The organism is Bordetella sp. H567 (assembly GCF_001704295.1).
Classification (GTDB): domain Bacteria; phylum Pseudomonadota; class Gammaproteobacteria; order Burkholderiales; family Burkholderiaceae_B; genus Bordetella_C.
Genome location: NZ_CP012334.1, coordinates 1,071,178 through 1,093,387, shown reverse-complemented (window position 1 = coordinate 1,093,387; position 22,210 = coordinate 1,071,178). Strand labels below are relative to the sequence as shown.

At 67.5% G+C, this 22,210-nt stretch carries 20 protein-coding genes and 1 riboswitch; of the genes, 10 read left to right on the top strand and 10 right to left on the bottom strand.

The window, feature by feature from the left end; translation table 11 throughout:
• Window positions 1-4: 4 nt before the first annotated feature.
• Complete coding sequence (locus AKI39_RS04895; protein WP_066633097.1) at window positions 5-1,102, top strand: YheT family hydrolase; 1,098 nt, start codon at window positions 5-7, stop codon at window positions 1,100-1,102.
• A 1-nt stretch (window position 1,103) separates the two neighbouring features.
• Here the strand turns inward: AKI39_RS04895 and AKI39_RS04890 are convergent, their stop codons facing one another.
• Window positions 1,104-2,618, bottom strand: a complete 1,515-nt coding sequence (locus AKI39_RS04890) for a tetratricopeptide repeat protein (RefSeq protein ID WP_145925194.1) — start codon at window positions 2,616-2,618, stop codon at window positions 1,104-1,106.
• Window positions 2,619-2,689: 71 nt separating this feature from the next.
• Here AKI39_RS04890 and galU point away from each other — a divergent pair, with 71 nt between their 5' ends.
• A complete protein-coding gene (gene galU / locus AKI39_RS04885) occupies window positions 2,690-3,535 on the top strand; it encodes a UTP--glucose-1-phosphate uridylyltransferase GalU (protein WP_066633094.1) in 846 nt (281 codons plus the stop codon).
• Between the two features lie 12 nt (window positions 3,536-3,547).
• Here galU and AKI39_RS04880 read toward each other — a convergent pair whose 3' ends face one another.
• The 4 genes from AKI39_RS04880 to AKI39_RS04865 form a co-directional block, all read right to left on the bottom strand.
• A complete protein-coding gene (locus AKI39_RS04880) occupies window positions 3,548-4,408 on the bottom strand; it encodes a cytochrome c oxidase assembly protein (RefSeq protein WP_066633091.1) in 861 nt (286 codons plus the stop codon).
• A gap of 108 nt (window positions 4,409-4,516) precedes the next feature.
• Window positions 4,517-5,638, bottom strand: a complete 1,122-nt coding sequence (locus tag AKI39_RS04875; RefSeq protein WP_066633088.1) for a porin — start codon at window positions 5,636-5,638, stop codon at window positions 4,517-4,519.
• 45 nt (window positions 5,639-5,683) lie between these two features.
• Window positions 5,684-6,019, bottom strand: a complete 336-nt coding sequence (locus AKI39_RS04870) for a hypothetical protein (RefSeq protein WP_066633086.1) — start codon at window positions 6,017-6,019, stop codon at window positions 5,684-5,686.
• A 545-nt stretch (window positions 6,020-6,564) separates the two neighbouring features.
• On the bottom strand, window positions 6,565-7,575 hold the full coding sequence (locus AKI39_RS04865; protein WP_066642214.1) for a sodium:calcium antiporter: 1,011 nt from the start codon (window positions 7,573-7,575) through the stop codon (window positions 6,565-6,567).
• Window positions 7,576-7,686: 111 nt separating this feature from the next.
• Window positions 7,687-7,793, bottom strand: a riboswitch (yybP-ykoY riboswitch).
• A 168-nt stretch (window positions 7,794-7,961) separates the two neighbouring features.
• Here AKI39_RS04865 and AKI39_RS04860 point away from each other — a divergent pair.
• Window positions 7,962-9,305 (top strand): aminopeptidase P N-terminal domain-containing protein, encoded by a 1,344-nt coding sequence (locus tag AKI39_RS04860; protein WP_066633084.1) that lies wholly within the window; start codon window positions 7,962-7,964, stop codon window positions 9,303-9,305.
• A 13-nt stretch (window positions 9,306-9,318) separates the two neighbouring features.
• Here AKI39_RS04860 and AKI39_RS04855 read toward each other — a convergent pair whose 3' ends face one another.
• Entirely contained in the window at window positions 9,319-9,771 is a 453-nt protein-coding gene (locus AKI39_RS04855) for an NINE protein (protein WP_066633082.1), read from the bottom strand.
• A 52-nt stretch (window positions 9,772-9,823) separates the two neighbouring features.
• Here AKI39_RS04855 and AKI39_RS04850 point away from each other — a divergent pair, with 52 nt between their 5' ends.
• From AKI39_RS04850 to ruvA, 6 genes are all read left to right on the top strand, one after another.
• Window positions 9,824-11,020 carry an FAD-dependent monooxygenase gene (locus tag AKI39_RS04850; protein WP_066633080.1) on the top strand — a complete coding sequence of 399 codons (1,197 nt, stop codon included), beginning with the start codon at window positions 9,824-9,826 and terminating at the stop codon, window positions 11,018-11,020.
• 248 nt (window positions 11,021-11,268) lie between these two features.
• A complete protein-coding gene (gene dusB / locus AKI39_RS04845; protein WP_066633077.1) occupies window positions 11,269-12,294 on the top strand; it encodes a tRNA dihydrouridine synthase DusB in 1,026 nt (341 codons plus the stop codon).
• Window positions 12,295-12,331: 37 nt separating this feature from the next.
• Window positions 12,332-12,571 carry a helix-turn-helix domain-containing protein gene (locus tag AKI39_RS04840; RefSeq protein WP_066633074.1) on the top strand — a complete coding sequence of 80 codons (240 nt, stop codon included), beginning with the start codon at window positions 12,332-12,334 and terminating at the stop codon, window positions 12,569-12,571.
• Window positions 12,572-12,619: 48 nt separating this feature from the next.
• Complete coding sequence (gene purH, locus AKI39_RS04835) at window positions 12,620-14,209, top strand: bifunctional phosphoribosylaminoimidazolecarboxamide formyltransferase/IMP cyclohydrolase (protein ID WP_066633065.1); 1,590 nt, start codon at window positions 12,620-12,622, stop codon at window positions 14,207-14,209.
• Window positions 14,209-14,760, top strand: coding sequence for a crossover junction endodeoxyribonuclease RuvC (ruvC, locus tag AKI39_RS04830; RefSeq protein WP_066633062.1), 552 nt, complete (start codon window positions 14,209-14,211; stop codon window positions 14,758-14,760). The genes purH and ruvC overlap by 1 nt, the downstream gene beginning before the upstream one ends.
• An 18-nt stretch (window positions 14,761-14,778) precedes the next feature.
• Window positions 14,779-15,351, top strand: coding sequence for a Holliday junction branch migration protein RuvA (gene ruvA, locus AKI39_RS04825; protein WP_066633059.1), 573 nt, complete (start codon window positions 14,779-14,781; stop codon window positions 15,349-15,351).
• Window positions 15,352-15,363: 12 nt separating this feature from the next.
• On the opposite strand, the gene AKI39_RS04820 is transcribed toward ruvA, so the two are convergent.
• Entirely contained in the window at window positions 15,364-16,296 is a 933-nt protein-coding gene (locus AKI39_RS04820) for a complex I NDUFA9 subunit family protein (protein ID WP_066633057.1), read from the bottom strand.
• 91 nt (window positions 16,297-16,387) lie between these two features.
• Window positions 16,388-17,353, bottom strand: a complete 966-nt coding sequence (locus AKI39_RS04815; protein ID WP_066633054.1) for a threo-3-hydroxy-L-aspartate ammonia-lyase — start codon at window positions 17,351-17,353, stop codon at window positions 16,388-16,390.
• 140 nt (window positions 17,354-17,493) lie between these two features.
• Between AKI39_RS04815 and ruvB the strand changes: the two genes are divergently transcribed.
• Window positions 17,494-18,567, top strand: coding sequence for a Holliday junction branch migration DNA helicase RuvB (ruvB, locus tag AKI39_RS04810; protein ID WP_066633052.1), 1,074 nt, complete (start codon window positions 17,494-17,496; stop codon window positions 18,565-18,567).
• Between the two features lie 302 nt (window positions 18,568-18,869).
• Here the strand turns inward: ruvB and recQ are convergent, their stop codons facing one another.
• Window positions 18,870-20,693, bottom strand: a complete 1,824-nt coding sequence (recQ, locus tag AKI39_RS04805; RefSeq protein WP_066633049.1) for a DNA helicase RecQ — start codon at window positions 20,691-20,693, stop codon at window positions 18,870-18,872.
• An 80-nt stretch (window positions 20,694-20,773) separates the two neighbouring features.
• Complete coding sequence (locus AKI39_RS04800) at window positions 20,774-22,204, bottom strand: hypothetical protein (RefSeq protein ID WP_066633045.1); 1,431 nt, start codon at window positions 22,202-22,204, stop codon at window positions 20,774-20,776.
• Window positions 22,205-22,210 lie beyond the last annotated feature (6 nt).

Sequence of the window (22,210 nt, the reverse complement as noted above, 5' to 3'; positions counted from 1 at the left end):
GCTTTTGGCCTCCGCTCGCCTGGACACCACACCCTGCCCCGTACCCCGCTGGCTGCCCGACGGGCATAGCCAGACCTTGTACGCCGCCACGCTGGCGCACTATCACCGCATCGCCTTCGTGCGCGAACGGGTCGATACGCCGGACGGCGACTTCATCGACATCGACTGGACCGGCCCGGGCCTGTTCCCGCATAAATCCGCGGACGGCCAGCCTGCCGTGCCGCCGCCCGTGGTCACGGCAAAGACCGCGGCGGCGCGCTGGATCACCGACGCCGATTGGGCAAGCCTGCCGCAATTGCCCGGCACGCCGGCGCTGGTACTTTTCCATGGCCTGGAGGGCGGCAGCCTGAGCCGCTATGCGCAAGCGATCGCGCACCATTTCCGCGCCCGCGGCTGGATCGTCGCCATCGCGCATTTCCGCGGCTGCTCCGGCACGCCCAATCGACTGGCGCGCGCCTACTATTCCGGCGATTCGGACGAAGTGGGGTTCATGTTGAGCAGCGTCCGGGCGCGCGTGCCGCATGCGCGCTGGCACGCAGTGGGCGTCTCGCTGGGCGGCAACGCGCTGCTGAAATACATCGGCGAACAACAGCAAGCCATGGATTGGCTGGGCGCCTGCGCCGGCATTTCGGTTCCACTGGATCTCGTGGCGGGGGGCAACAGCCTGTCACGGGGACTCATCAACCGCCGTGTCTACAGCGCGTATTTCCTGCGCACGATGAAGCACAAAGTTCTGGAAAAGGCGCGCCGCTTCCCCGGCGCCATCGATGTCATGCGCATCGCCCATGCGCGCAGCCTGCGCGACTTCGATGACGCCTATACCGCGCCCATGCATGGCTTCCGCAATGCCCTGGACTACTGGACGCGTGCATCCAGCAAGCCCTGGCTGGCGTCCATCGCGGTGCCGACGCTGGTGCTGAACGCGCGCAACGATCCCTTCTTTCCGGAGCCCGCGCTGCCGGGTCCGGCGGATTGCTCGGCCCAGGTGCTGCTGCACCAACCAGCCAACGGCGGCCACGCCGGTTTTCCCACCGGGGCTTTCCCCGCGCATCTGGGCTGGCTGCCGCAACGGCTCGGCCGGTTCTTCGAAACCGGCAGTTGAATCAGCTCTTGAAGCGCTGCAACAGCAGGCGCTGCTCGTCCAGCTTGTCCTTGACCTGCTTAATCTGCACGTCGATCTGCGACGAAACATAGAAGTCGCGCGACATGTCGCGTGCCTGGCGCAATTGGGCCTCCGCCGCCGCCAAGGCGCCGATCGCGGTGTAGTAAGTGGCCATATCGCGCCGGGCCTGCACCCGGTCGCCCGTCCTTTCCTCGCTCTGCGCGAGCAATTGGTAGAACACCGGTTCGTCCTCACCCCATTGATTGATGCGGTCCCGCAGGAAAGTCTGCGCCTGGGCATCGCGGCCGGCCTGTTGTAAAGCCTGCACGTAGGCGATCGCGATCGCGTAGCGGCCGGGCCAGGCCTTCCAGGCGGCCTCCGCCAGCGACAAGGCCTTGGCATGGTCCTTCTGCGCATTGGCCAGATCGATGGCAAGCCTGTCCAGTTCGGGCGAAGACCGGCCATTGGCGGTGGCCAGCTTCAGGTAGTTCTCCGTGCCCGCCAGGTCTTCGCGCCGCATGGCGCCCAGCGCCAGGCCATAGTAAGCGGCCGACTGCTGCACGCCGCTCAGCGTGCGGGCTTCGTCCTGGAACAACTGCGTGGCGCCGCGCAGTCCCGTCATGTCCTGGCCCTGGATGACGCGCAACTTGGCGCGCACGTACCAGTAATCGTCGCTATCCACGTGATGCCCTTTGGGCAGATTGCGCACGCGGTTCTCGATATCCGACATACGGTCGATGGACAAGGGGTGCGTGGATGCCCAGGCGCCGCCGCCTGTCCCTTCGTTCAGGCGCGATGCGCTCATCAGGCGCTCGAACATGTTGGCCATGCCGCTCGGGTTGTAGCCGGCGCCGGTCAGCATCTGGAAGCCCGCGCGGTCCGCTTCGCGTTCCGCATCACGCGAAAATCCCAGCTGGCGGTCGATCGCGGCCGCCTGCCCGAACGCGGCCACGCCCATGGCCAGGTTGCCGCCGCCGCCCGCCAGCGCGGCCAGCAGCGCGCCCGCGATGGAGGCGAGCATGATGGCGCCGGTCTGGTTGCCCTGTGTCATGCCGCGCGCGATGTGCCGCTGCACCACGTGGCCGATCTCGTGCGCCAGCACCGCGGCCAGCTCGGATTCGCTTCGGGTCGCCACCACCAGGCCGCTGTTCACGCCGATATAGCCGCCTGGCAAGGCGAAGGCATTGATCTCGGCATCGCGCACGGCGAACAGGTCCACCGTGGGCACGGTACCCGGCGAAAAGGACGCCAGCTTGCGCCCCATCGACGTCAGGTATTGGTTGATTTCGGGATCGGGGATATAGGTCGGATCGCGGCGGCCTTCGGCCATGATCACGTCGCCGAGTTGCCGTTCCGCGTACGGCGACAGCTGGTCCGCCGACGCGGCGCCCATGGAGGGTAAGCCGATCGGCTGAGCCCATGCGGCCGATGGCGCTCCGCTCAATAATGAAGCACAAAGCAACAGCATGAGCGGCTTATTTACGTAGGCCGGAAGCCGCGAAGTCCCGTGTTTCATGCGAGTATCATACCCAGGAACAAAGTATCCTTTCCCCAGCTATATCGATATTTCATCATATTGAGGCTCCAATGCGACCTATAAGAAAAGCTGTATTTCCCGTTGCGGGCATGGGCACCCGTTTTCTGCCGGCCACCAAGGCCATGCCCAAGGAAATGCTTCCTGTCGTGGACAAACCCTTGATCCAGTACGCAGTGGAAGAAGCAGTCGCCGCTGGCATCACAGACCTCGTGTTTGTCACCGGCCGCAACAAGCGGGCGATCGAGGATCACTTCGACTCCGCACCGGAACTGGAATCCGATCTGGAAAAGAAGGGCAAGATAGAACTGTTGAATATGGTGCGCGGCATCCTGCCGCCGGGCGTCAACTGCATCTATATCCGGCAATCGGCGCCCCTGGGCCTGGGGCATGCCGTCCTGACCGCCGAGCCCGCGGTGGGCAACGAGCCTTTCGTGGTTGTGCTGGCCGATGACTTGATCGACGCCGACACGCCGGTGCTCAAGCAATTGGTGAACACCGCCATCAAGTACGACGGCAGCGTGCTGGGTGTGCAGGATGTGCCGCGCGCGGAAACCAAGAAGTACGGGATCGTCGCGGCGCGCAAGGTGGACGAACGCACGGAGCGCGTCACGCACATCGTTGAAAAGCCGGAGCCTGACGACGCACCGTCCACGCTTGCCGTGGTTGGCCGGTATGTGCTCGAACCGGAAATCTTCGAACATCTGCGCGCCACCAAAATGGGCGCCGGCAACGAGATCCAGCTGACCGACGGTATCGCATCCCTGATGCGGGAACGCGCCGTCTTCGCGCATCGCTATGAAGGCACGCGCTACGACTGCGGCAACAAGCACGGCATGTTCCAGGCCACCGTGGCGCTGGGGCGCAAGTACCACGGCCTGGAACCGGACAAGGAATAAGCCCCCGGCGGGCTAGCGGATGGCGGGCGGTGCCGCCATCCCGACCCGCCCGCGGCGCTTGCGCGCGGGCAGCCGGCCCTTGCCGGACAAGCGCATCAGGCTGCCCAGCGCCACCAGCAGGCCGATCAATTCCACCAGCGCCGCTGGTATCCACATCGTCAGGCCGCCTATGCTCTGGTCCATCAGCGCCGGCATGGGTATGGCCCGGCCGCACAATTCGAACAAGGGATAGAGATCGCGCTGCGTCAGCGCGATATACGCGCCCGCCACCATCTGCGGCGCCATCGTGAAGATCGGCGATATCACGCGCCCCCCGGGCGACATGGCGGCGGGCGGCCGCGGACGCCGGTCCAGGATCAGGTTCCAATACAGGAAACCGGTGACCACCACGGACCAGTTCATCAGGCGGTACAGGCGCCAGTCCAGCATGGAATAGAACTGCACCGTCGGCAACAGCCACACCACGACCAGGAAGACGAAGAGCACGGGCACCAGGATCCGGTGCGTCAGCACGGCCTCCACGCCGCGGCCGACGAGGCTGGCGCGAAAGCGATGCAGCCAGCGCCGGGCGCCAGACGGCAGGCCAGCACGCATGGCGGAGCCGGGATACGCCGCCATGACGATCAGGGGGCCGAGGTGATGCAGCACCAGGTGCTGGATGCGGTGGATGAAAAACATCCGTTCCGCGTAATAATCCAGGCGCGTGTGCAGCGACAGGTAGAGCAGCACCATCCCGCTCCAGAACAGCGCCTTGCGCACGGCCGATACATGGTGCACGCGTGCGCCGCGCACGAACAAGATCGCGCCGGCAGCGAAAAGGGCTACCAGCGTCGGTGAGAACTCCCAGGGAGTGAGCCAATCGAGCAGCAGCACGGAGACGATCCCGACACGCGCACCACCCGGATGGCGGCACGCGAACGCCTCATTGTAGTCGCCGGCGGCCGCGGCGCCGGGCCGCGTCTACGCCAGGGCCTGGTAGCGCTAGAACTGGTGCGTGATACCCATGGCCACGCGTGTCGTATGTGAATTGTCCGGATCGAACTGGTTGTCCAGCGTGTAGTTGCGCGCATAGCCCGCGAAGGTATACACGCTGGTCCGCTTGGATAGCGGATAGATGTAGCCCAGCGTCCCCACCTGGGCCGTGCGTGCACGGCTGCCGTCCTGCCACGACCACGATGGCTTGGCCGGGGACCACTGCACGACTACGCTACCCGCGCCCACCGGCACTGTCGCGCCCACAAACCAGGCATCCACACGGCCGCCATGGACGAAGGCGGCCGGGCCGACATCCACCCCAAAGCCGTCCGGATCGGCACCGTCCAGGCCGACGTAGCCGTCCTGCTGGCGGCTCCAGGCCACGGCGATTTTCACGACCTCGAAATCGTAGGCCATGCCGAGCTGAAGCGCACGCGGCCGCGCGCCCCCCGCCTGGACGGCGCCCAGGCGCATCTGGTCCCAGGTGGCGATCGCCAGCAACGGACCCTGCTCGTAGCGCAAGCCGACGCTGTAGGCGCGGTTGTTGTTGGCCGTGCGGAATCCGGACGCGCTACTGTCGTCCGCGTTGAAGGAATACCCCAGGCCCAGCTGCAGCCCGCCGAAAGCCGGCGAAAGATAGTTGACCGTGTTGTCGAACTGGAAGTTGTCCGATGCCTTGAAGGTCGCGCCCAAGCCCATGTCCTTCCAGCCCGCCTGTTCCAGCTGGTTCCCGAACTGCCGGCCGATGGTGGACTGCCGCCCCAGGCGCACTTCACCGATTGCATCCTGGCCCAGCCCCACCCAGGCGTTGTAATTGAAGAGGCGGTTACTGTCGTCCTCTACCAGGCCGTTGCCGGCGTTGAACCCGGTTTCCAGCTGGAAGGACGCATGCCAGCCCGCATCCAGATCCTCCCTGCCGCGCATTCCCCACAACGAGTCCGTCTGGCCACCGGTCAGCATGCCGTTGTGTGTGCCCTGGCCGGAGGTGTGCTGGCTGGCGACGGCCAGATCGATCAAACCATACAGGGTGACGTGGGTACCCGCGGGGTCTTCGTCGTCCGCGTGGCCCATCGCCGGATAAAACAAAGCCGCGCTGGCAAGCGCGGCGGATAAAACGTATTGCTTCATTGCACGCAACCCTAGAGTGATTCCTCGCCGCGTGCGAGTCTACCGTCAAGAAGCGGCGCGGCGAAGGTCCCCGAAGTGTACGTGGCTGATCTTCGGATGCGCCTGCAACTGGCGCGCTTGCGACATAAGTATCGATCTCATTTCCGCAGGGCATTTAACGGTAATGCACGCCGAAGCGAGCTGCTGGTCCCCGCCCTGCTCCACTTGCATTTGGGAGACGGTCAGCCCCGCAGCCTTGAAGTCGGACACGATATGTTTGCGTACCGCGCCCAGCGCGTCGCGCGGACAAACCACTGTCAGCCGCGAACTGGCGTCGCGGCGATTGGGCATGGCGGCACGGTCAACGCCCGCACGGCGCAGGAACAAATCGAAAACACGCATAGTGGCCTCCTTCTCGCGAAGCGGGTGCCACGTGGATACGCGTCGCGCCACTGCCCGCGGCGACCATGCCGGGCAGGCATGGAACGACCGCGAACGGTGACGACGGACGATTCGAACGACTTCGCTGCACAACAAGGCAGCCCGTGTTTACGCCGCATCCAGCCCGGCCACGACGCTTTGCGAAGCATCAGCCAGACCGCGGCATACCAAGAGGGATATGCCGGGAAAGCGAAAACGGGAAAGTACAGAAAGTCAGCGCTATACGCCATTCCGTGATGACCGCATCCGCACACTAGGAAACCGTGCCGGATCTTTCATCCCGGAACCCGACCGCAACGCGGACGGAACATGGAACTTGCTGGACAACCGCACCCTGCGGGACAGGGCACGGCAGAGTTGGTCTGCGTGAACCCTATCAGGCAGCGACGTCGACACTAGGTCGACTACTACTGTCGCCGGAATCTGTATTCACGAAGCAACTCCTGGGGATTCGAAGCGTCCATTGTAACCGGGTTTACCCGCATGCTCAATGGCTGAGCCGCTTTTCAGGCGTAAAAATGCCAGCCGATGTAACCGGCGAACAACGCATACAGGCCGCCCACGGCGGACAGGGTGCGCAGGCTCATGGCCTCCTGGCGGAAGCGCAACCAAAGAACGCCGATGGACAACATGGTGAAGAGCCCCGCGGCGATCAACGTGCCGTCCAGCAGCCAGGGGGTCAGGAAGATACCCAGGGCGCTGGGGATGGTGGCCTGGATCATCATGGCGCCGGAAATATTCGCCAAGGCCAGCCGTTCCTTGCCCTGGCGGACCCAGATGATGGCGTTCATGATTTCGGGCAGCTCAGTGGCGACGGGCGCCAGCAGGAGGGCCGCCACATGCGGGCTGGCGCCCATGAATTCGCCCAGGGCTTCGATCTGCACCACAAAGACGCGCGACGCGATCGCGATCACCACCAGAGCCAGCACGGTCTGCAGGCAGGCCCAGCCCATCGTGGGCTCCGCGTCGCGTGGCCTGAACTTCAGCGGTTCCAGGACGTCGGCTTCGGAAAAGGTGTCCTCGGCGGACAGCTCGCGCTTGACGTACAGCGCGTAGGCCATCAGGAAAAGGATGCCCAGCCAGGGCTTCCAGGCGAAGGCCAGCAGCCCCAGCCCGACCTTGAAGACGAATATGCCCATGAACCAGCCCTGGTCGCGCGCCAGCCGCTGCTGGTCGGCCTTGATACAGGGATCGTTGGCGCCGGCCGGCTGCCGTCTACGCAGGCGCAGCAGCGACAGGCCCACCACCGCATAAGCCAACGTGGACAGCACCAGGGGCCCGCCCATCGCCGCGCCCACGCCGATATCCTTCTGGTCCGGCGTCGCGCCGAACACCACGGCCATGAAGGTGACGGCACTCTCGGGCAGGGCGGTGCCGAACGCCGCCAGCACGGTCCCCACCGCCGTCGCGCCCAGCTCGAGCCGGTGGCCAACCCATTCGACGCCATTGACGAAGTATTCGCACGCGAGATAGATCGCGGCGGCCGCGGCAAAGAACAGCAGGAACGTGGAAATCATGGTGACGCAGCCGGACGAGCGGATACCGATGGCGCGACGACACGGCTCGCCCGGCTGGGTTAGCGCGTCGTGGCCAAAGGTCTCGCCTGGCTGACCCGCCCGGCGCGCGGCAAGCGCGCCCGTGGCAGAGGCCGTTTGCGCCATGGGGCCCATGGGCCGCCAAGTGTGTTGACGCAAACTCCTTGGGGCAAGGATGGCTACTCCCCAATGACAACGGGCGGATTGTAGCAGGAGGTTAAACGTCCTGTGCCGTGAAACACGCTGGACACGGGGTAAAGTAGCGTCTCCGACACAGCCGGATACGCCATGAGCGCCACCGCACGGCCGCCCGAAGGGGCGCTCCCGCCCTTGGGCAGGCAGTCGCGTAGCGACAGGACGGTCCACCAATGAGCCTGCCACCCGACGATTTTGCCCCTCACATCGCGCGCCGCCGCCGTCTGCAGGACCTCATGCGCGCCGCGGGCGGCGGCATCGCCCTGCTGCCCGCCGCGCCGCCGGTCATGCGCAACCGCGACGCGGAATATCCCTATCGCCAGGACAGCGATTTTCTATACCTGACGGGGTTTCCGGAGCCGGACGCCTGGCTGGTGCTGATCGCCGGCGCGACGGACCGCGCCGTGCTGTTCTGCCGCGACAAGAACCCAGAGCGGGAACTGTGGGAAGGCCGCAGCGCCGGGCCTGAGGCCGCCGTCGCGCGCTTCGGCTTCGACGAAGCCTATCCGGTGGAACGGCTGGACGACCTGCTGCCGGGCATGCTGCTGGACCACCCCACGCTGTTTGCCTCGCTGCTGCGCGACACCCGCGTCGACGAATGCGTGCGCCGCGCCACCGGGGCGGTGCGCCGGCTATCCCGGACAGGCCAGCGCCCGCCGGCGCGCCAGCAGGACCCGCTGCCGCTGATCGCGGAAATGCGGCTGGTAAAGGACCCCGACGAGATCGCCACCATGCGGCGCGCCGCCCGCATTTCGGCGGGCGCGCACGCGCGCGCCATGCGCCACACGCGGCCCGGCATGCGGGAGTACGAGATCGAAGCCGAGCTGCTGTATGAATTTCGCCGCCACGGCGCGCAGGCCCCGGCTTACAACACCATCGTCGCGACGGGACCGAATGCCTGCATCCTGCACTATCCGGCCGGGGACGCCGTGCTGCAAGACGGCCATCTACTGCTGGTGGACGGCGGCTGCGAGGTGGACGGCTATGCCGCCGACATCACGCGCACCTTTCCGGTCAACGGACGCTACAGCGGTCCCCAGCGCCTGCTGTACGACCTGACCGTGGCGGCGCAGGATGCGGCAAGCGCGGCGACCCGTCCCGGGCTCACCTGGAACGACGGCCATGAAGCCGCCATCCGCGTCCTGGCCCAGGGGATGATCGATGCGGGCCTGCTACAAGGCTCGCTGGATGGGGTGCTGGAATCGAAGGCCTACAACCGCTTCTATATGCACCGCACCGGCCACTGGCTGGGCCTGGATGTGCATGACGTGGGGGACTACCGCATGCCGGACGCAGCGGCCGGGCCGGAACGGCCGTGGCGCGCCCTGGAAAAGGGGATGCTGCTGACGATAGAGCCGGGCATCTACGTACGGCCGGCGGACGACGTACCCGAGGCCTTCTGGAATATCGGCATCCGTACCGAGGACGATGCCCTGGTCACCGACGAAGGCTGCGAGCTGATCACGCGCGGCGTGCCGGTGGATGCACGCGAGATAGAGGCCTTGATGCGGGAGTAGCGCCGCGGCGCCGTCAGAGCACGTAGCCTTCCAGCCAGCCCATGGTCTGCCAGACGTACACGACGACCATGGCGATGGCGAACATGGTGCAGATGGAGCCGACCAGGACCGCCGCCAGCGCGACCAGCACCGGGCCCCAGCCCGTGCGCGATGGCGTGCCCAGGCCGGGATTGTAGGCACGGTCGAATTTCTCATCGGCGCGCAGGCACAGCACGGCGCTCTCGATGAAGCCGTCGGTCATGGGAATGAACAGCAGGAAGAAAGCGGGATTGTCGTACCAGACCGGATACCAGCGGGTCGCGGCCAGGCAGGCGACCGCGTATACGGTCACCCAGATGGCACCGCGGCGCCCGAGATACCACCAGTGCGCGCCCATCCAGCCGAAAAACAGGGCAAGCAAACCGGCCCGCACCTTGGTGCGGGGCGCGCGAGACGGCGACTGCAGAACGGAAGAGGCTTCGGCCATAGGAATCCCATTGCGGACGGGCCGCGTCGAGGATTGTAGCTAGAATTCGGGCATGGATGACTCCGCATTCCCTATCGCGATCCTGGGCGCGGGCCCGGTGGGACAGGCCCTGGCGCTGATGCTGGCGCGCGTCATGGACGACCCGTCGCGCATCGCCCTCATACAGGGCGCGCCGCCGGCCCGGGCGGCCGAAACGGCATCGCCGCCACCGACCGGCCCCGGCGCCACCGCGGGCGCGGAGGCACGCGTCCTTGCCCTTAACCATGGCAGCCTGGTGCTGCTCGAAACCCTGGGGGCACGGCCGCCCGGCGCCGCGCCCATCCATACCATCCACGTTTCGCAGCGCGGCCGGCTCGGCCATGCGGTCATCCGCCACACGGACTTCCAGGTGCCGCAGCTGGGCGCCGTCGCGCCCTATCCCGCCGTGCGGGAGGCGCTGGCGCGGGCCGTGGGGCAGTCCGGCATCACGGTGCTGCACGCCCATGGCTCCCGGGTGGCGGCGCGCGATCACGAAGGCGTCGTCGTGCGCGCGGCCGACGGAAGGGAAACGCGCTGTGCCGTGGCCGTCGTGTCCGACGGCGCCGCAACGGGGCAACTGCGCCGCGAATACGGCCAGGATGCCGTGCTGACCGCCGTGCGCGCGGCCCGTCCGCGGCCGGGGTGGGCCTACGAGCGGTTTACCCGCGAAGGCCCGCTGGCCCTGCTGCCCCACCCCGCCGGCGACGATTGTTATGCGGTGGTGTGGTGCTGCGCGCCTGCCCATGCGGCCGAACTGGCGAAGCTGGACGCGGCGGCGTTCTCGCGCGCGGTCAGCAGCGCCTTCGGCGACCGTCTCGGTCCGCTGACCTGCATCGCCGACCGCCATGTCTCTTCGCTTTTCATGAGCATGCGGCGCACGCAGGTCGACGGCCGCGTCGTGGCCATCGGCAATGCCGCCCAGACGCTGCATCCCGTCGCGGGACAGGGGCTGAACCTGGGATTGCGCGATGCCGCCAGCCTGGCGCAATCGCTGGCGCCCTGGCTGCGCGACCCCACGGGCGATCCCGGCGTGACCCTGCGCGCCTTCGCGGGCGCGCGCCGCGGCGATCGCTGGCTCACCACCGCGCTGACGGACCTGCTGCCGCGTGTGTTCACCACCGGCCTGGCCCCGGTCGAACACGCCTGCGGCTTGGCGCTGCTGGCGCTGGACCTGGCCGCGCCCCTGCGGGCGCCACTGGCCAGGCACCTGCTGCAAGGCTGGCGGGCCTGATTGCCGCCCCTGGTCTGCCGCGCCGGACTCGGCCAGTCTGAATCGCCTTCTCGCGCGAGCAGGCCCTAGGCCGGCCGGGCACGTCCAGGAGCCGACTGGATGGCCGGGGCAGGCCGCCCACGCAGATACTAAAGCGTGCTCCCTCCGCACGAGCGTACGGGCCTGCACGGGCGCGGCGCCGGTGGGTGCTTACGCGGGCTTGCACCCTGCGTAATCCGGGCCGTATCCGGCCCGGGTAAAATCCGCGGATGCAAATCGGCCCCTGGACCCTTCCCAACAACGTGCTGGTCGCGCCCATGGCAGGCGTGACGGACCGCCCGTTCCGCCAGCTGTGCAAGCGGCTGGGCGCGGGATACGCCGTGTCGGAGATGGCCGCCAGCAACCCGCGCCTGTGGGATAGCGTCAAGACCTCGCGCCGCCTGAACCATGACGGCGAGATCGCGCCGGTCGCGGTGCAGATCGCCGGGGCCGACCCGGCCATGATGGCCGAGGCCGCCGCCTTCAATGCGGGCAAGGGTGCCCGCATCATCGATATCAACATGGGCTGCCCGGTCAAGAAGGTATGCAATGTGGCGTCGGGATCCGCGCTGCTGCGCCACGAGGACCTGGTGGCGCGCATCCTGGACGCCGTCGTGCGCGCCTGCGCACCCCTGGGCGTGCCCGTGACGCTCAAGACCCGCACCGGCTGGGACCGCGACAACCGCAACGCCCTGCGCATCGCTCGCCTGGCCGAAGAGGCCGGCATCGCGGCCCTGACCCTGCATGGCCGCACACGCGCCGACCTTTACTCCGGCCACGCCGAATATGACACCATCCGCGCCGTGAAGGCCGCCGTCCGGATTCCGGTGGTGGCCAACGGCGATATCGACAGTCCCGAAAAAGCGCGCTTCGTCCTCGACTACACTGGCGCGGACGCCGTGATGATCGGGCGGGCCGCCCAGGGCCGTCCGTGGATCTTCCGGGAAGTCGAGCACTACCTGCGCACCGGGGCCAGGCTGGCCCCGCCTACCTACGGCGAAATGCGCGACCTGCTGCTCGAACACCTGGACGATCATTACCGCTTCTACGGCGAACACACGGGTGTCCGGACCGCGCGCAAGCACATCGGCTGGTATGTCGAAGGCCTTTCCGGCGCCGACGCGTTCCGCGCCGCCATGAATCGCATCGACGACACGGCCGCGCAGGCACGCGCCGTGGGCGCCTGGTTCGACCACTTTCCGCGCGACGGCCGGCCTGGGCAGGCCGACCGCACGCAAACCCTGCTGGCGGCCTGACGCCATTCACATAAACAAAAAATAGTTGTGCCTCAATATGAGTAAAAAAGATGTCCTGGAAGAATGCGTGCGCGCCAGCCTGGAGCGCTATTTCGAAGACCTCGGCGACGCCGAACCCCACGATATGTGGGAAATGGTGATGCGCTGCGTGGAAAGGCCGGTCCTCGAAATGGCGATGGAACGGGCCGGCGGCAATCAGTCGCGCGCTTCCGAAATGCTGGGCATCACGCGCAATACCTTGCGCAAGAAACTGCTCGCGCACAACATCCACGTTTGAACACTCTCCGCCGCTAGCGAGCCGCCTCGCGCTTCCCCGACTCCCATCATGAAAATCGAAACCGCCCTCCTCTCGGTCTCCGACAAGACCGGCATCGTTGAATTCGCCCGCTCGCTGGCGGCACGCGGCGTACGCCTGCTCTCCACCGGCGGCACCGCGAAGCTGCTGGCCGACGCCGGCCTGCAGGTGACCGAAGTCGCCGCGCATACCGGCTCGCCGGAAATCCTGGACGGCCGCGTCAAGACCTTGCATCCCAAGATCCACGGCGGCCTGCTCGCGCGCCGCGACAGCGCAGCGCACATGGCGACCCTGCGGGACCAGGGCATCGACCGCATCGACCTGCTGGTCGTCAACCTGTACCCCTTCCGTGAAACCGTGGCGCGCGAAGGCTGCACCTTTGCCGACGCCGTCGAAAACATCGATATCGGCGGGCCGGCGATGTTGCGCGCGGCCGCCAAGAACCACGGCACGGAAGCCGGCGGGGTTACCGTCGTGATCGACCCGGCGGACTATGCCCGCGTGCTGGGCGAAATCGATGCGTCCGGTACCACGTCCTATGCACTGCGGCTGGCGCTGGCCACCAAGGTATATGCGCACACCGCCGCGTACGACGGCGCCATCGCCGCCTACCTGAGCAGCCTGGCGGACGCCGCGCCCGCGCAGGATGCCGCGCCGGCGCGCCATCCCTGGCCCGACACGCTGACGATCCAGATCCGCCAGCAGCAGGCGCTGCGCTACGGCGAAAACCCGCACCAGTCCGCGGCCTTCTATGTCGACCCGCAACGCCCCGCCGGCGTGCTCGGCAACTACCGGCAGCTGCAGGGCAAGGAGCTTTCCTACAACAACATCGCGGACGCCGACGCGGCCTGGGAATGCGTGCGCACCTTCGACACCGCCGCCTGCGTCATCGTCAAGCATGCCAACCCCTGCGGCGTCGCCGTGGCGGAGCACGCGCTGGAGGCCTACCGCAAGGCTTTCAAGACGGATCCTACGTCGGCCTTCGGCGGCATCATCGCCTTCAACCGCCCCGTGGATGCCGCCATGGCGGAAGCCGTGAGCGAGCAGTTCCTCGAAGTCCTGCTGGCGCCCGCCTACGACGGCGCCGCGCTCGCGCTGTTGGCCAAGAAGAAAAATGTGCGCGTGCTGGAAGTGCCCACCGGCGCCGGCCACAATGCATTCGACGTCAAGCGCGTGGGCGGCGGCTGGCTGGTGCAGACCCCCGACGCCTTTACGGTCGCCCCGGACGCGCTGAAGATCGTGACGCGCAAGCAGCCCACCGAACAACAGATGCAGGACATGATGTTTGCCTGGAAGGTGGCCAAGTACATCAAGTCCAATGCCATCGTGTTCTGCGCCGACGGCATGACGATGGGCGTGGGTGCCGGCCAGATGAGCCGCGTGGACTCCGCGCGCATCGCTTCCATCAAGGCGGAGAATGCCGGCCTGACGCTGCGCGGCTCCGCCGTCGCGTCCGACGCGTTCTTCCCCTTCCGCGACGGCCTGGACGTGGTGGTCGCGGCGGGCGCGAATTGCGTCATCCAGCCGGGCGGCAGCGTGCGCGATGACGAGGTGATCGCGGCGGCCGACGAACACGGCATCGCCATGGTGCTGACCGGCACCCGCCACTTCCGCCACTGATGCGCATCCTCGGCGTCGATCCCGGCCTGCGCCGCACCGGCTTCGGCGTCATCGACGCCGAAGGATCGCGCCTGCGCTACGTCGCCAGCGGCACGGTCGTGGTGCCGCCGGCGAACGGGCTGGCCGACCGCCTGAAGGTGATCCTGGACAATCTGCGCGAAATCGTGCGCGACACCAAACCCGACGTGGCCGCGCTGGAAATCGTCTTCCTGAACACCAATCCCGCGTCCACGCTGCTGCTGGGCCAGGCGCGCGGGGCGGCATTGTGCGCCATGGCCGATAGCGGCCTGGCGGTGCATGAATACACGGCGCTGCAGATCAAGAAGTCCGTCGTCGGCACCGGCCGGGCCGCCAAGGAACAAGTGCAGGAAATGGTGCGGCGCCTGCTGGCGCTGGATGGCCTGCCCGCGCCCGACTCCGCCGACGCGCTGGCCTGCGCCATCTGCCACGCGCACGTCGGGCCGCTGGTCGACCGGCTGGCGGCGTTGAAGCAACCGCTCGCACCGCGGCGCACGGGCATGCGCCTGCGCGGCGGACGATTGTCGGGCTAACCCACTGAACCACAGAACATGATCGGACGACTGACCGGCACACTGATCGAGAAATCGCCTCCCACCGTCTGCGTGGACGTGAACGGCGTGGGCTATGACGTGGACGTGCCCATGAGCACGCTCTACGCCCTGCCCGAAAACGGCGCACGCATTTCGCTGTACACCCACCTGACCGTGCGCGAGGACGCGCACCTGCTCTACGGCTTCGCCACCGTGGGCGAACGCAGCGCATTCCGCGAGCTGATCAAGGTCAGCGGCATCGGCGCGCGCACCGCCTTATCCGTGCTGTCGGGATTGTCGGTGGCCGACCTGGCCCAGGCGATCACGCTGCAGGAATCGGGACGGCTGACACGGGTGCCCGGCATCGGCAAGAAAACCGCGGAACGGCTGCTGCTGGAAATGCGCGGCAAGCTGGGCGCGGATATCGGCGCGGCGCCGCACGCCGTGCCGAACCACCAGTCGGACATCCTGAACGCGCTGCTGGCGCTGGGCTATTCGGAAAAGGAATCGCAGACCGCGCTGAAGGGCCTGCCCGAAGGCGTCGGCGTATCGGATGGCATCCGGCAGGCGCTGAAGGCGCTGGTGCGCTGAAGCACCGGCCGCCTAGAATTCGCGTGCCCGTGGGCGCGCCAGATATCCCGGGACGACGGCTTCCATCGCCGTTGGCACGATGCCCAATTCGGGCGCCATCTGCTCGCGCGCGACGTTGTCTATCGTCAGGCTGTCCAGGTTGTCGGGCGTCATCAAGGGTTTACCTGGCAGACAGGCCAGCATCGTGGCCTGCAGACGTCCCAGGCCCATGGGAATATTGATCACGGCGCGCGGATGGCCGCTCCACTTCGCGCACATGCCGGCGATCTCGCCCAGGGTAAGCACCTGCGGCCCGGCCAGCTCGTAGGTTTTGCCATAGGCATGCGGATTGGTCAGCATCGTGTCGATCGCCGCCGCCACGTCTTCCACATAGACGGGCTGCATGCGCGCCCGGGCACCCGCCAGGGGCAGTGCGGGCAGCCAGCGTGCCAAGCCGGCGAACAGGTTGGTGAAGTTATCGTCGTGGCCGAAGACCACCGAGGGGCGCACGATGGTCCAGGCATGGCCGGGCGCCGCGGCGAAGGCGTCGCGCACCGCGGCTTCGCCGTCACCCTTCGATCGAAGGTACATGCTGGGGCCATGCGAATCCGCGCCCAGGGCGCTGATGTGGATCATCCGCCGCACGCCATGCCGGACGCAGCCCTGCGCGATACGGCGCGGCAAGTCGACGTGCGCGCTGGCGTAACCCTTGCCGTAGGGACGGCCGCTGCCGTCATTCAGGATGCCGACCAGGTTGATCACCGCGTCGCAATCGGCCAGCACCTCGTCCAGCGCCGCGGCATCGTGCACGTCGGTCTGCGACAAGGTCACGGTGGGCACGACTTGAAGGTCGCGCCCGCGCGCGTACAGCCGCGTCGGAACATGGACTTGGTGCTCGGCCACGCCCAGCCGCGCGACCAGATGACGGCCTATGAAGCCGGTGCCGCCTATGACAAGGATACGCATCCGCCACCCCGGGTCGACGTAGGAAACAGCGTCGATTCTGCGCCGTCGGCCCGGGTTGATGCAAGCACGGGCCGTCCCACCTTGACGGAGATCAGGAAGCCAGGAAGCCGGCGTACGCCTTCAGGTCCACATTGCCCCCGCTGATGATGACGCCGACGCGGGCGTCCCGCAGGGGTACTACCGCTTGCAAGGCCGCCGCGGCGCCCAGGCAGCCGGTGGGCTCCACCACCATCTTCATGCGTTCGGCGAAAAACTTCATCGTATCGACCAATTGCGCATCGGTCACCGTGACGATGTCGGTGACATGCTTCTGGATGATGGGAAAGGTCAGCTCGCCCAGATGCGTGGTCAATGCGCCATCGGCAATCGATTTGGGCGTGGCGATGGGGATGACGCGCCCGGCGCGCAGCGACTGCTGGCCGTCGTTGCCGGCTTCCGGCTCCACGCCATACACCTTGCATGACGGGCTGAGCGCCGCCGCGGATAGCAGGGAGCCCGACAGCAGCCCGCCGCCGCCCAGGCATACGAACAGGTAGTCCAGTTCGCCTGCTTCCTCGAACAGCTCCTTCGCGGCCGTGCCCTGTCCCGCGATGACATCGAAATGGTCGTAGGGCGGGATCAGGGTTGCACCCGTCTCGGCCTGAAGCCGCGCGGCGACCGCCTCGCGGTCTTCCTTGTAGCGGTCGTAGGTCACCACCTTGCCGCCATATCCCTCGGTGGCCGCGCGCTTGGCCGCCGGCGCGTCCAGCGGCATGATGATGGTGGCCGATACGCCCTGCAGGCGCGCGGCCAGCGCGATGGCCTGGGCATGGTTGCCGGAGGAGAACGTCAGCACCCCGGCGCGCCGCTGTTCGGGGCTCAACCGGGCGATCGCGTTATACCCGCCGCGAAACTTGAACGCCCCCATGCGCTGGAAGTTCTCGCACTTGAAGTAAACCCGCGCGCCGGTGCGCGCGTCGGCAGTCGCCGAGGTCAGGACAGGCGTGCGATGCGCGGCGCCATGCAGTCTTTCGCTGGCGGCGACAACATCGGTATAGGTGGGCAATTCGCGCGACATGGCGGTTCCTTGGCAGAGACAATGTGGCAAAGAGAATGTGGCAAGCGGTATGGCCAGAACGGACGGATCATAGTCCAGCGCGTCGTGGCGGGCCATGGGTGGTGGTGTACGATAGGCAAGCTATTCTTGCCCCTCCTGTCATGGCCATCCAGTCCGACTCTCTCTCATCCCGCCCCGAAGCTGCTCGCCTTGTGGCGCCGCAGCCCGTATCGCCCAACGAGGAGTCCATCGAACGCGCCTTGCGTCCGAAGATCCTGCGCGACTACGTCGGCCAGGCGCGCGCGCGCGAGCAACTGGAAATCTTCATCGCGGCCGCGCGCCAGCGCGGCGAAGCGCTGGACCACGTCCTGCTGTTCGGCCCGCCGGGCCTGGGCAAGACCACGCTGGCGCACATCATCGCGCACGAAATGGGCGTGCAGCTGCGGCAGACTTCCGGTCCCGTGCTGGAACGGCCGGGCGATCTGGCCGCACTGCTGACCAACCTGGAAAAGAACGACGTCCTGTTCATCGATGAAATCCATCGCCTGTCGCCGGTCGTCGAAGAAATCCTTTACCCCGCGCTGGAAGACTTCCAGATCGACATCCTGATCGGCGAAGGACCGGCGGCGCGCAGCGTCAAACTGGACCTTCAGCCCTTCACCCTGGTCGGCGCCACCACCCGCGCCGGCATGCTGACCAATCCGCTGCGCGACCGCTTCGGCATCGTGTCGCGCCTGGAGTTCTATAACGCCACCGACCTGGCGCATATCGTCACCCGCAGCGCCGCCCTGCTGCAGGCCAGCATCACGCCGGAAGGCGCCGACGAAGTGGCCCGCCGTGCCCGCGGCACGCCGCGCATCGCCAACCGCCTGCTGCGGCGCGTACGCGACTACGCGGAAGTCAAGGCACAAGGCCGCATCGATGCCAAGGTGGCCGGGGCGGCCCTGGCCATGCTGGAGGTCGACCCGCAGGGCCTGGACCTGATGGACCGCAAGCTGTTGGAAGCCATCGTGCACAAGTTCGACGGCGGGCCGGTCGGCGTCGACAGCCTGGCCGCTGCCATCGGCGAAGAGCGCGACACCATCGAAGACGTCATCGAACCCTACCTGATCCAGCACGGCTACCTTCAGCGCACGCCGCGCGGACGGATGGCCACGCAAACCACCTGGCGCCACCTGGGCCTGGCGCCACCAGCGGGCGCTACGGCAGGCAGCGGCGATCTGTTCGGCGCCTGAGCCCGGGCGTCCCAGAGCCGGGACGCCGCGGATCCGGCTCCACCGTCCACCCGCGTCGCCCTCCCAGCGCGCGCTTCGCGGGAATCAAGTCACACCCACAAAACACAGGTGCCGCCCGATCCGGGACACCGCGGATCCGGCCCCACCGTCCACCAGCGTCGCCCTCCCAGCGCGCGCTTCGCGGAATCAGGCCCCACCGCAAAAAACAGGTGCCGCCCGATCCGGGACGCCGCGGATCCGGCTCCGCCGGTCCGCCAGCGTCGCCCCCCCGGGGGGGAAGCGCGCAGCGCTTCGGGGGGGTATCAGCCTTTCGCCACGCATTCCAGGATTTCGTCGCCGTAGGCGTCCAGCTTGCGCGCGCCCACGCCACTGATACCGCCGAGTTCGTCCGCCGTCTCCGGCCGGGCCAGGGCGATTTCACGCAAGGTGGCGTCATGGAAGATGACATAGGCGGGCACGCCATGATTGCGCGCGACGCCGGCCCGCCAGGCGCGCAGCGCTTCGAATACCGGCTGGGCCTCGGCGGGCAATTCCACCGCCGGCGGTCGCCCGCGCGTTCCCGCGCTCTTGGATGCCCGGGCCGCTTTGGGCGACTCGCGGCGCAACATCAGCTGCCGCTCACCCTTGAGCACTTCCCGGCTGGCTTCCGTCAATGCCAGGGTTCCATAGCCTTCCGTATCCACGGTAAGCAGCCCCTGCGCCAGCAGCTGGCGCAGCACGCCGCGCCAGGCTGAGTCCGACAAGTCCGCGCCCACGCCGAAGACCGACAGCGACTGGTGCCCGTACTGGCTGACCCGATCCGTGGTCTTGCCCCGCAGGATGTCGATGATGTGGCCGGCGCCGTAGCGCTGCCCGCGCTCCTTCCACAGGCGATACACCGCGGAAAGCACTTTCTGCGCCGCCACCGTCCCATCCCAGGCCTGCGGCGGGTCCAGGCACACGTCGCAATTGCCGCAGGCGGTAATGTGCTGCCCGAAATAGGCCAGGAGCCGCACTCGACGGCATTCCACCGTTTCGCACAGCCCCAGCATCGCGTCCAACTGCTGCCCGAGCCGGCGCCGGAACACCTCATCGCCGGGCGACTCGTCGATCATGCGACGCTGCTGCACCACGTCCTGCAGCCCGTAGGCCAGCCAGGCGTTGGCGGGCAGGCCATCACGGCCCGCGCGGCCCGTTTCCTGGTAATAGCCTTCCACCGATTTCGGCAGGTCGATATGCGCGACGAAACGCACGTCCGGTTTATCGATGCCCATGCCGAAGGCGATGGTGGCCACCATGACGATGCCGTCCTCGCGCAGAAAGCGCGACTGGTTCGTCGCGCGCACCGCGGCACCCAGGCCCGCGTGATAAGGCAAGGCCTGCACCCCGTTGTTGCAGAGGAACTCCGCGGTTTCTTCGACGCGGGCCCGCGACAGGCAGTACACGACGCCGGAATCGCCCGCATGCTCGCTGCGGATCAGGTCCAGCAGCTGCTTGCGCACTTCGTTCTTCTCGACGATGCGGTAGCGGATGTTGGGGCGATCGAAGCTGGCGACGAAATGGCGTGCTTCATCCAGCGCCAGGCGCTGGGCGATTTCCGTGCGCGTCGCCGCCGTTGCGGTAGCCGTCAGGGCGATGCGCGGCACCTGCGGCCAGCGTTCGTGCAGCAGCGACAAGCCCATGTATTCCGGCCGGAAATCATGGCCCCATTGCGACACGCAATGCGCTTCGTCGATGGCGAACAGCGCGATGCGCCCGCGTTCCAGCAATTCCAGGCAGCGGTCCGTGAGCAGGCGCTCCGGCGCCACGTAGAGCAGGTCGAGCTCGCCGTCCACGAAGGCGCGCTCGACGTCGCGCGCGACACGCCAATCCTGGGTGGAATTCAGGTAGGCCGCGCGGACGCCCAATTCGGTCAGCGCATCGACCTGGTCCTGCATCAGCGCGATCAGGGGCGATACCACCACGCCCGTGCCTTCGCGCACCAGCGCGGGCACCTGATAGCACAGCGACTTGCCGCCGCCGGTGGGCATGAGGACCAGCGCATCGCCGCCCTGGATGACGTGATCCACGATGGCCTGCTGTTCGCTGCGGAAGGATTCGTAGCCGAAGACGCGCCGCAGGACTTCCAGGGCGCGCGGCTCAGACATGAAGGAAAGCCGATAGCATCATGCGCGGCATTTTATAGGAGCGGGCGCGCGCCCTCGCCCCGGGTACGACAACATCGACACTATCGCCCTCCGATGGGCATGGTCAGCTGCATGTTGACCCCGTAATCGCCGGTGACCACGTCGTGGTCCGCGCCCACGGCCAGGCGAACGTTGGGGGACAGCATCATGCTCTGCGATATGCCGTAGCGCCGCTCCAGCATTTCGCCGCTGGTGTCGCGCAAGCCGGAATAGGTGCCGCTGAGCTCGCCCCAGCCGCTGATGGGCACGCCGGCGGAAAAGGTGTTGCGCCACTGCGTCGTCGCCGTCGTCCCGTCCTGGTAGGAGGCCAGGTCCCCGTAGCCGCTGCTGGTTAATTCGTTGCCATAGCCCAGCTTGAGCGTATCGAACACCTTGACGTTGTAGCCCAGGCTGTAGCGCCAGCCTTCCGACGTGTCGAAACGGCTTTGCGTCGCGCCTCCTTGCACGGTGCCCCACTGCCCCATCGAATAGGTGGTGCCAAGCCCGGTGGTGGTCAGGGCGCGCGCGCTCTGCACCTGCCCTTCCACGGTGATGTCGGGCGTCAGCCCATAGCGCACGCTGTTGCTGCCGGCAGGGGCGCCATACTGCACCCCGCCTGCCGTGACGCCGGGGTCGGTATTGTCGATCCGTCCCCATACGGAGGAATAACCCAGCTTGCCCTCGGGGACCGTGGTGTCGGCGCTGGTGCTCAAGTTGGACACCTGCACGCCGCCTATGGTGGCGGCGCTGCTCCAGGCGGGAGAAAACGGCGTCAGGCTACCCAACGAAACGGATGGTCCTTCCACATTGCGATACGTCAGGCTGCGGTCGCCCACTTGCATGCCGCCCTCCGGCGATACGCTGGCGAACCAGGGCTTGGGCGTGCCCACGGGCCGGCCCCACTTCACGGGCGTCGAGCCCGGCGGCGGCAGAACGTAATCCAGGTCCAGGTTGCCGGCGACGGCGTCCGCGGCTTCGGCCGCGGCGGTGGGCACGGCGGCGCAATCCAATGACCCGGCGTCCGCGCTGGCTGCGGCGGCACCCGGGGCCTTCGGCGCGGCGGCGTCATCGCCTGCCTGTGCGCCGGGCTGGCCCGTCCCCGCGGTGCCCTCGCCGGTCCCGGCGCCGTCCTTTCCGGGTTCAGCGCCGTCGGTTCCGGGTTTTGCCCTGCTCTTCCCTATCTCGGCGCCATCCATGCTGTCATCGGCGGAGGTCGCCTGGGCCGCCGCCCCGCCAGGCTGGCAGGGCGGGAGCTCGGCGGTGACGTCGACGGCGCCGGGCGGCTTGACGGGCATGGGCAGCGCGGGCGCCAGGGCGTCCAGGCCGCGGCCCAGCCGGGCGAGCAGCACCGGCGAACCCGCCCGGACGGCAGGGTTCGACGCAGATGGTGCGGGATCCGCGGGGGCCGCGGCATGGGCGCCCATGGGGACGCAGCAGGCCAATGCGGCGGCAAGTGCGGCGCGGCAAGCGCGCCGCCGGACGAAAAAATGCATAAGGCC

What these genes read in the sequence shown, in the direction of transcription:
- AKI39_RS04890 (WP_145925194.1), bottom strand. Translation starts at nt 2,618, where the DNA reads ATGAAACACGGGACTTCGCGGCTTCCGGCCTACGTAAATAAGCCGCTC.
- galU (WP_066633094.1), top strand. Translation starts at nt 2,690, where the DNA reads ATGCGACCTATAAGAAAAGCTGTATTTCCCGTTGCGGGCATGGGCACC.
- AKI39_RS04875 (WP_066633088.1), bottom strand. Translation starts at nt 5,638, where the DNA reads ATGAAGCAATACGTTTTATCCGCCGCGCTTGCCAGCGCGGCTTTGTTT.
- AKI39_RS04870 (WP_066633086.1), bottom strand. Translation starts at nt 6,019, where the DNA reads ATGCGTGTTTTCGATTTGTTCCTGCGCCGTGCGGGCGTTGACCGTGCC.
- AKI39_RS04865 (WP_066642214.1), bottom strand. Translation starts at nt 7,575, where the DNA reads ATGATTTCCACGTTCCTGCTGTTCTTTGCCGCGGCCGCCGCGATCTAT.
- AKI39_RS04860 (WP_066633084.1), top strand. Translation starts at nt 7,962, where the DNA reads ATGAGCCTGCCACCCGACGATTTTGCCCCTCACATCGCGCGCCGCCGC.
- AKI39_RS04855 (WP_066633082.1), bottom strand. Translation starts at nt 9,771, where the DNA reads ATGGCCGAAGCCTCTTCCGTTCTGCAGTCGCCGTCTCGCGCGCCCCGC.
- AKI39_RS04850 (WP_066633080.1), top strand. Translation starts at nt 9,824, where the DNA reads ATGGATGACTCCGCATTCCCTATCGCGATCCTGGGCGCGGGCCCGGTG.
- dusB (WP_066633077.1), top strand. Translation starts at nt 11,269, where the DNA reads ATGCAAATCGGCCCCTGGACCCTTCCCAACAACGTGCTGGTCGCGCCC.
- AKI39_RS04840 (WP_066633074.1), top strand. Translation starts at nt 12,332, where the DNA reads ATGAGTAAAAAAGATGTCCTGGAAGAATGCGTGCGCGCCAGCCTGGAG.
- purH (WP_066633065.1), top strand. Translation starts at nt 12,620, where the DNA reads ATGAAAATCGAAACCGCCCTCCTCTCGGTCTCCGACAAGACCGGCATC.
- ruvC (WP_066633062.1), top strand. Translation starts at nt 14,209, where the DNA reads ATGCGCATCCTCGGCGTCGATCCCGGCCTGCGCCGCACCGGCTTCGGC.
- ruvA (WP_066633059.1), top strand. Translation starts at nt 14,779, where the DNA reads ATGATCGGACGACTGACCGGCACACTGATCGAGAAATCGCCTCCCACC.
- AKI39_RS04820 (WP_066633057.1), bottom strand. Translation starts at nt 16,296, where the DNA reads ATGCGTATCCTTGTCATAGGCGGCACCGGCTTCATAGGCCGTCATCTG.
- AKI39_RS04815 (WP_066633054.1), bottom strand. Translation starts at nt 17,353, where the DNA reads ATGTCGCGCGAATTGCCCACCTATACCGATGTTGTCGCCGCCAGCGAA.
- ruvB (WP_066633052.1), top strand. Translation starts at nt 17,494, where the DNA reads ATGGCCATCCAGTCCGACTCTCTCTCATCCCGCCCCGAAGCTGCTCGC.
- recQ (WP_066633049.1), bottom strand. Translation starts at nt 20,693, where the DNA reads ATGTCTGAGCCGCGCGCCCTGGAAGTCCTGCGGCGCGTCTTCGGCTAC.
- AKI39_RS04800 (WP_066633045.1), bottom strand. Translation starts at nt 22,204, where the DNA reads ATGCATTTTTTCGTCCGGCGGCGCGCTTGCCGCGCCGCACTTGCCGCC.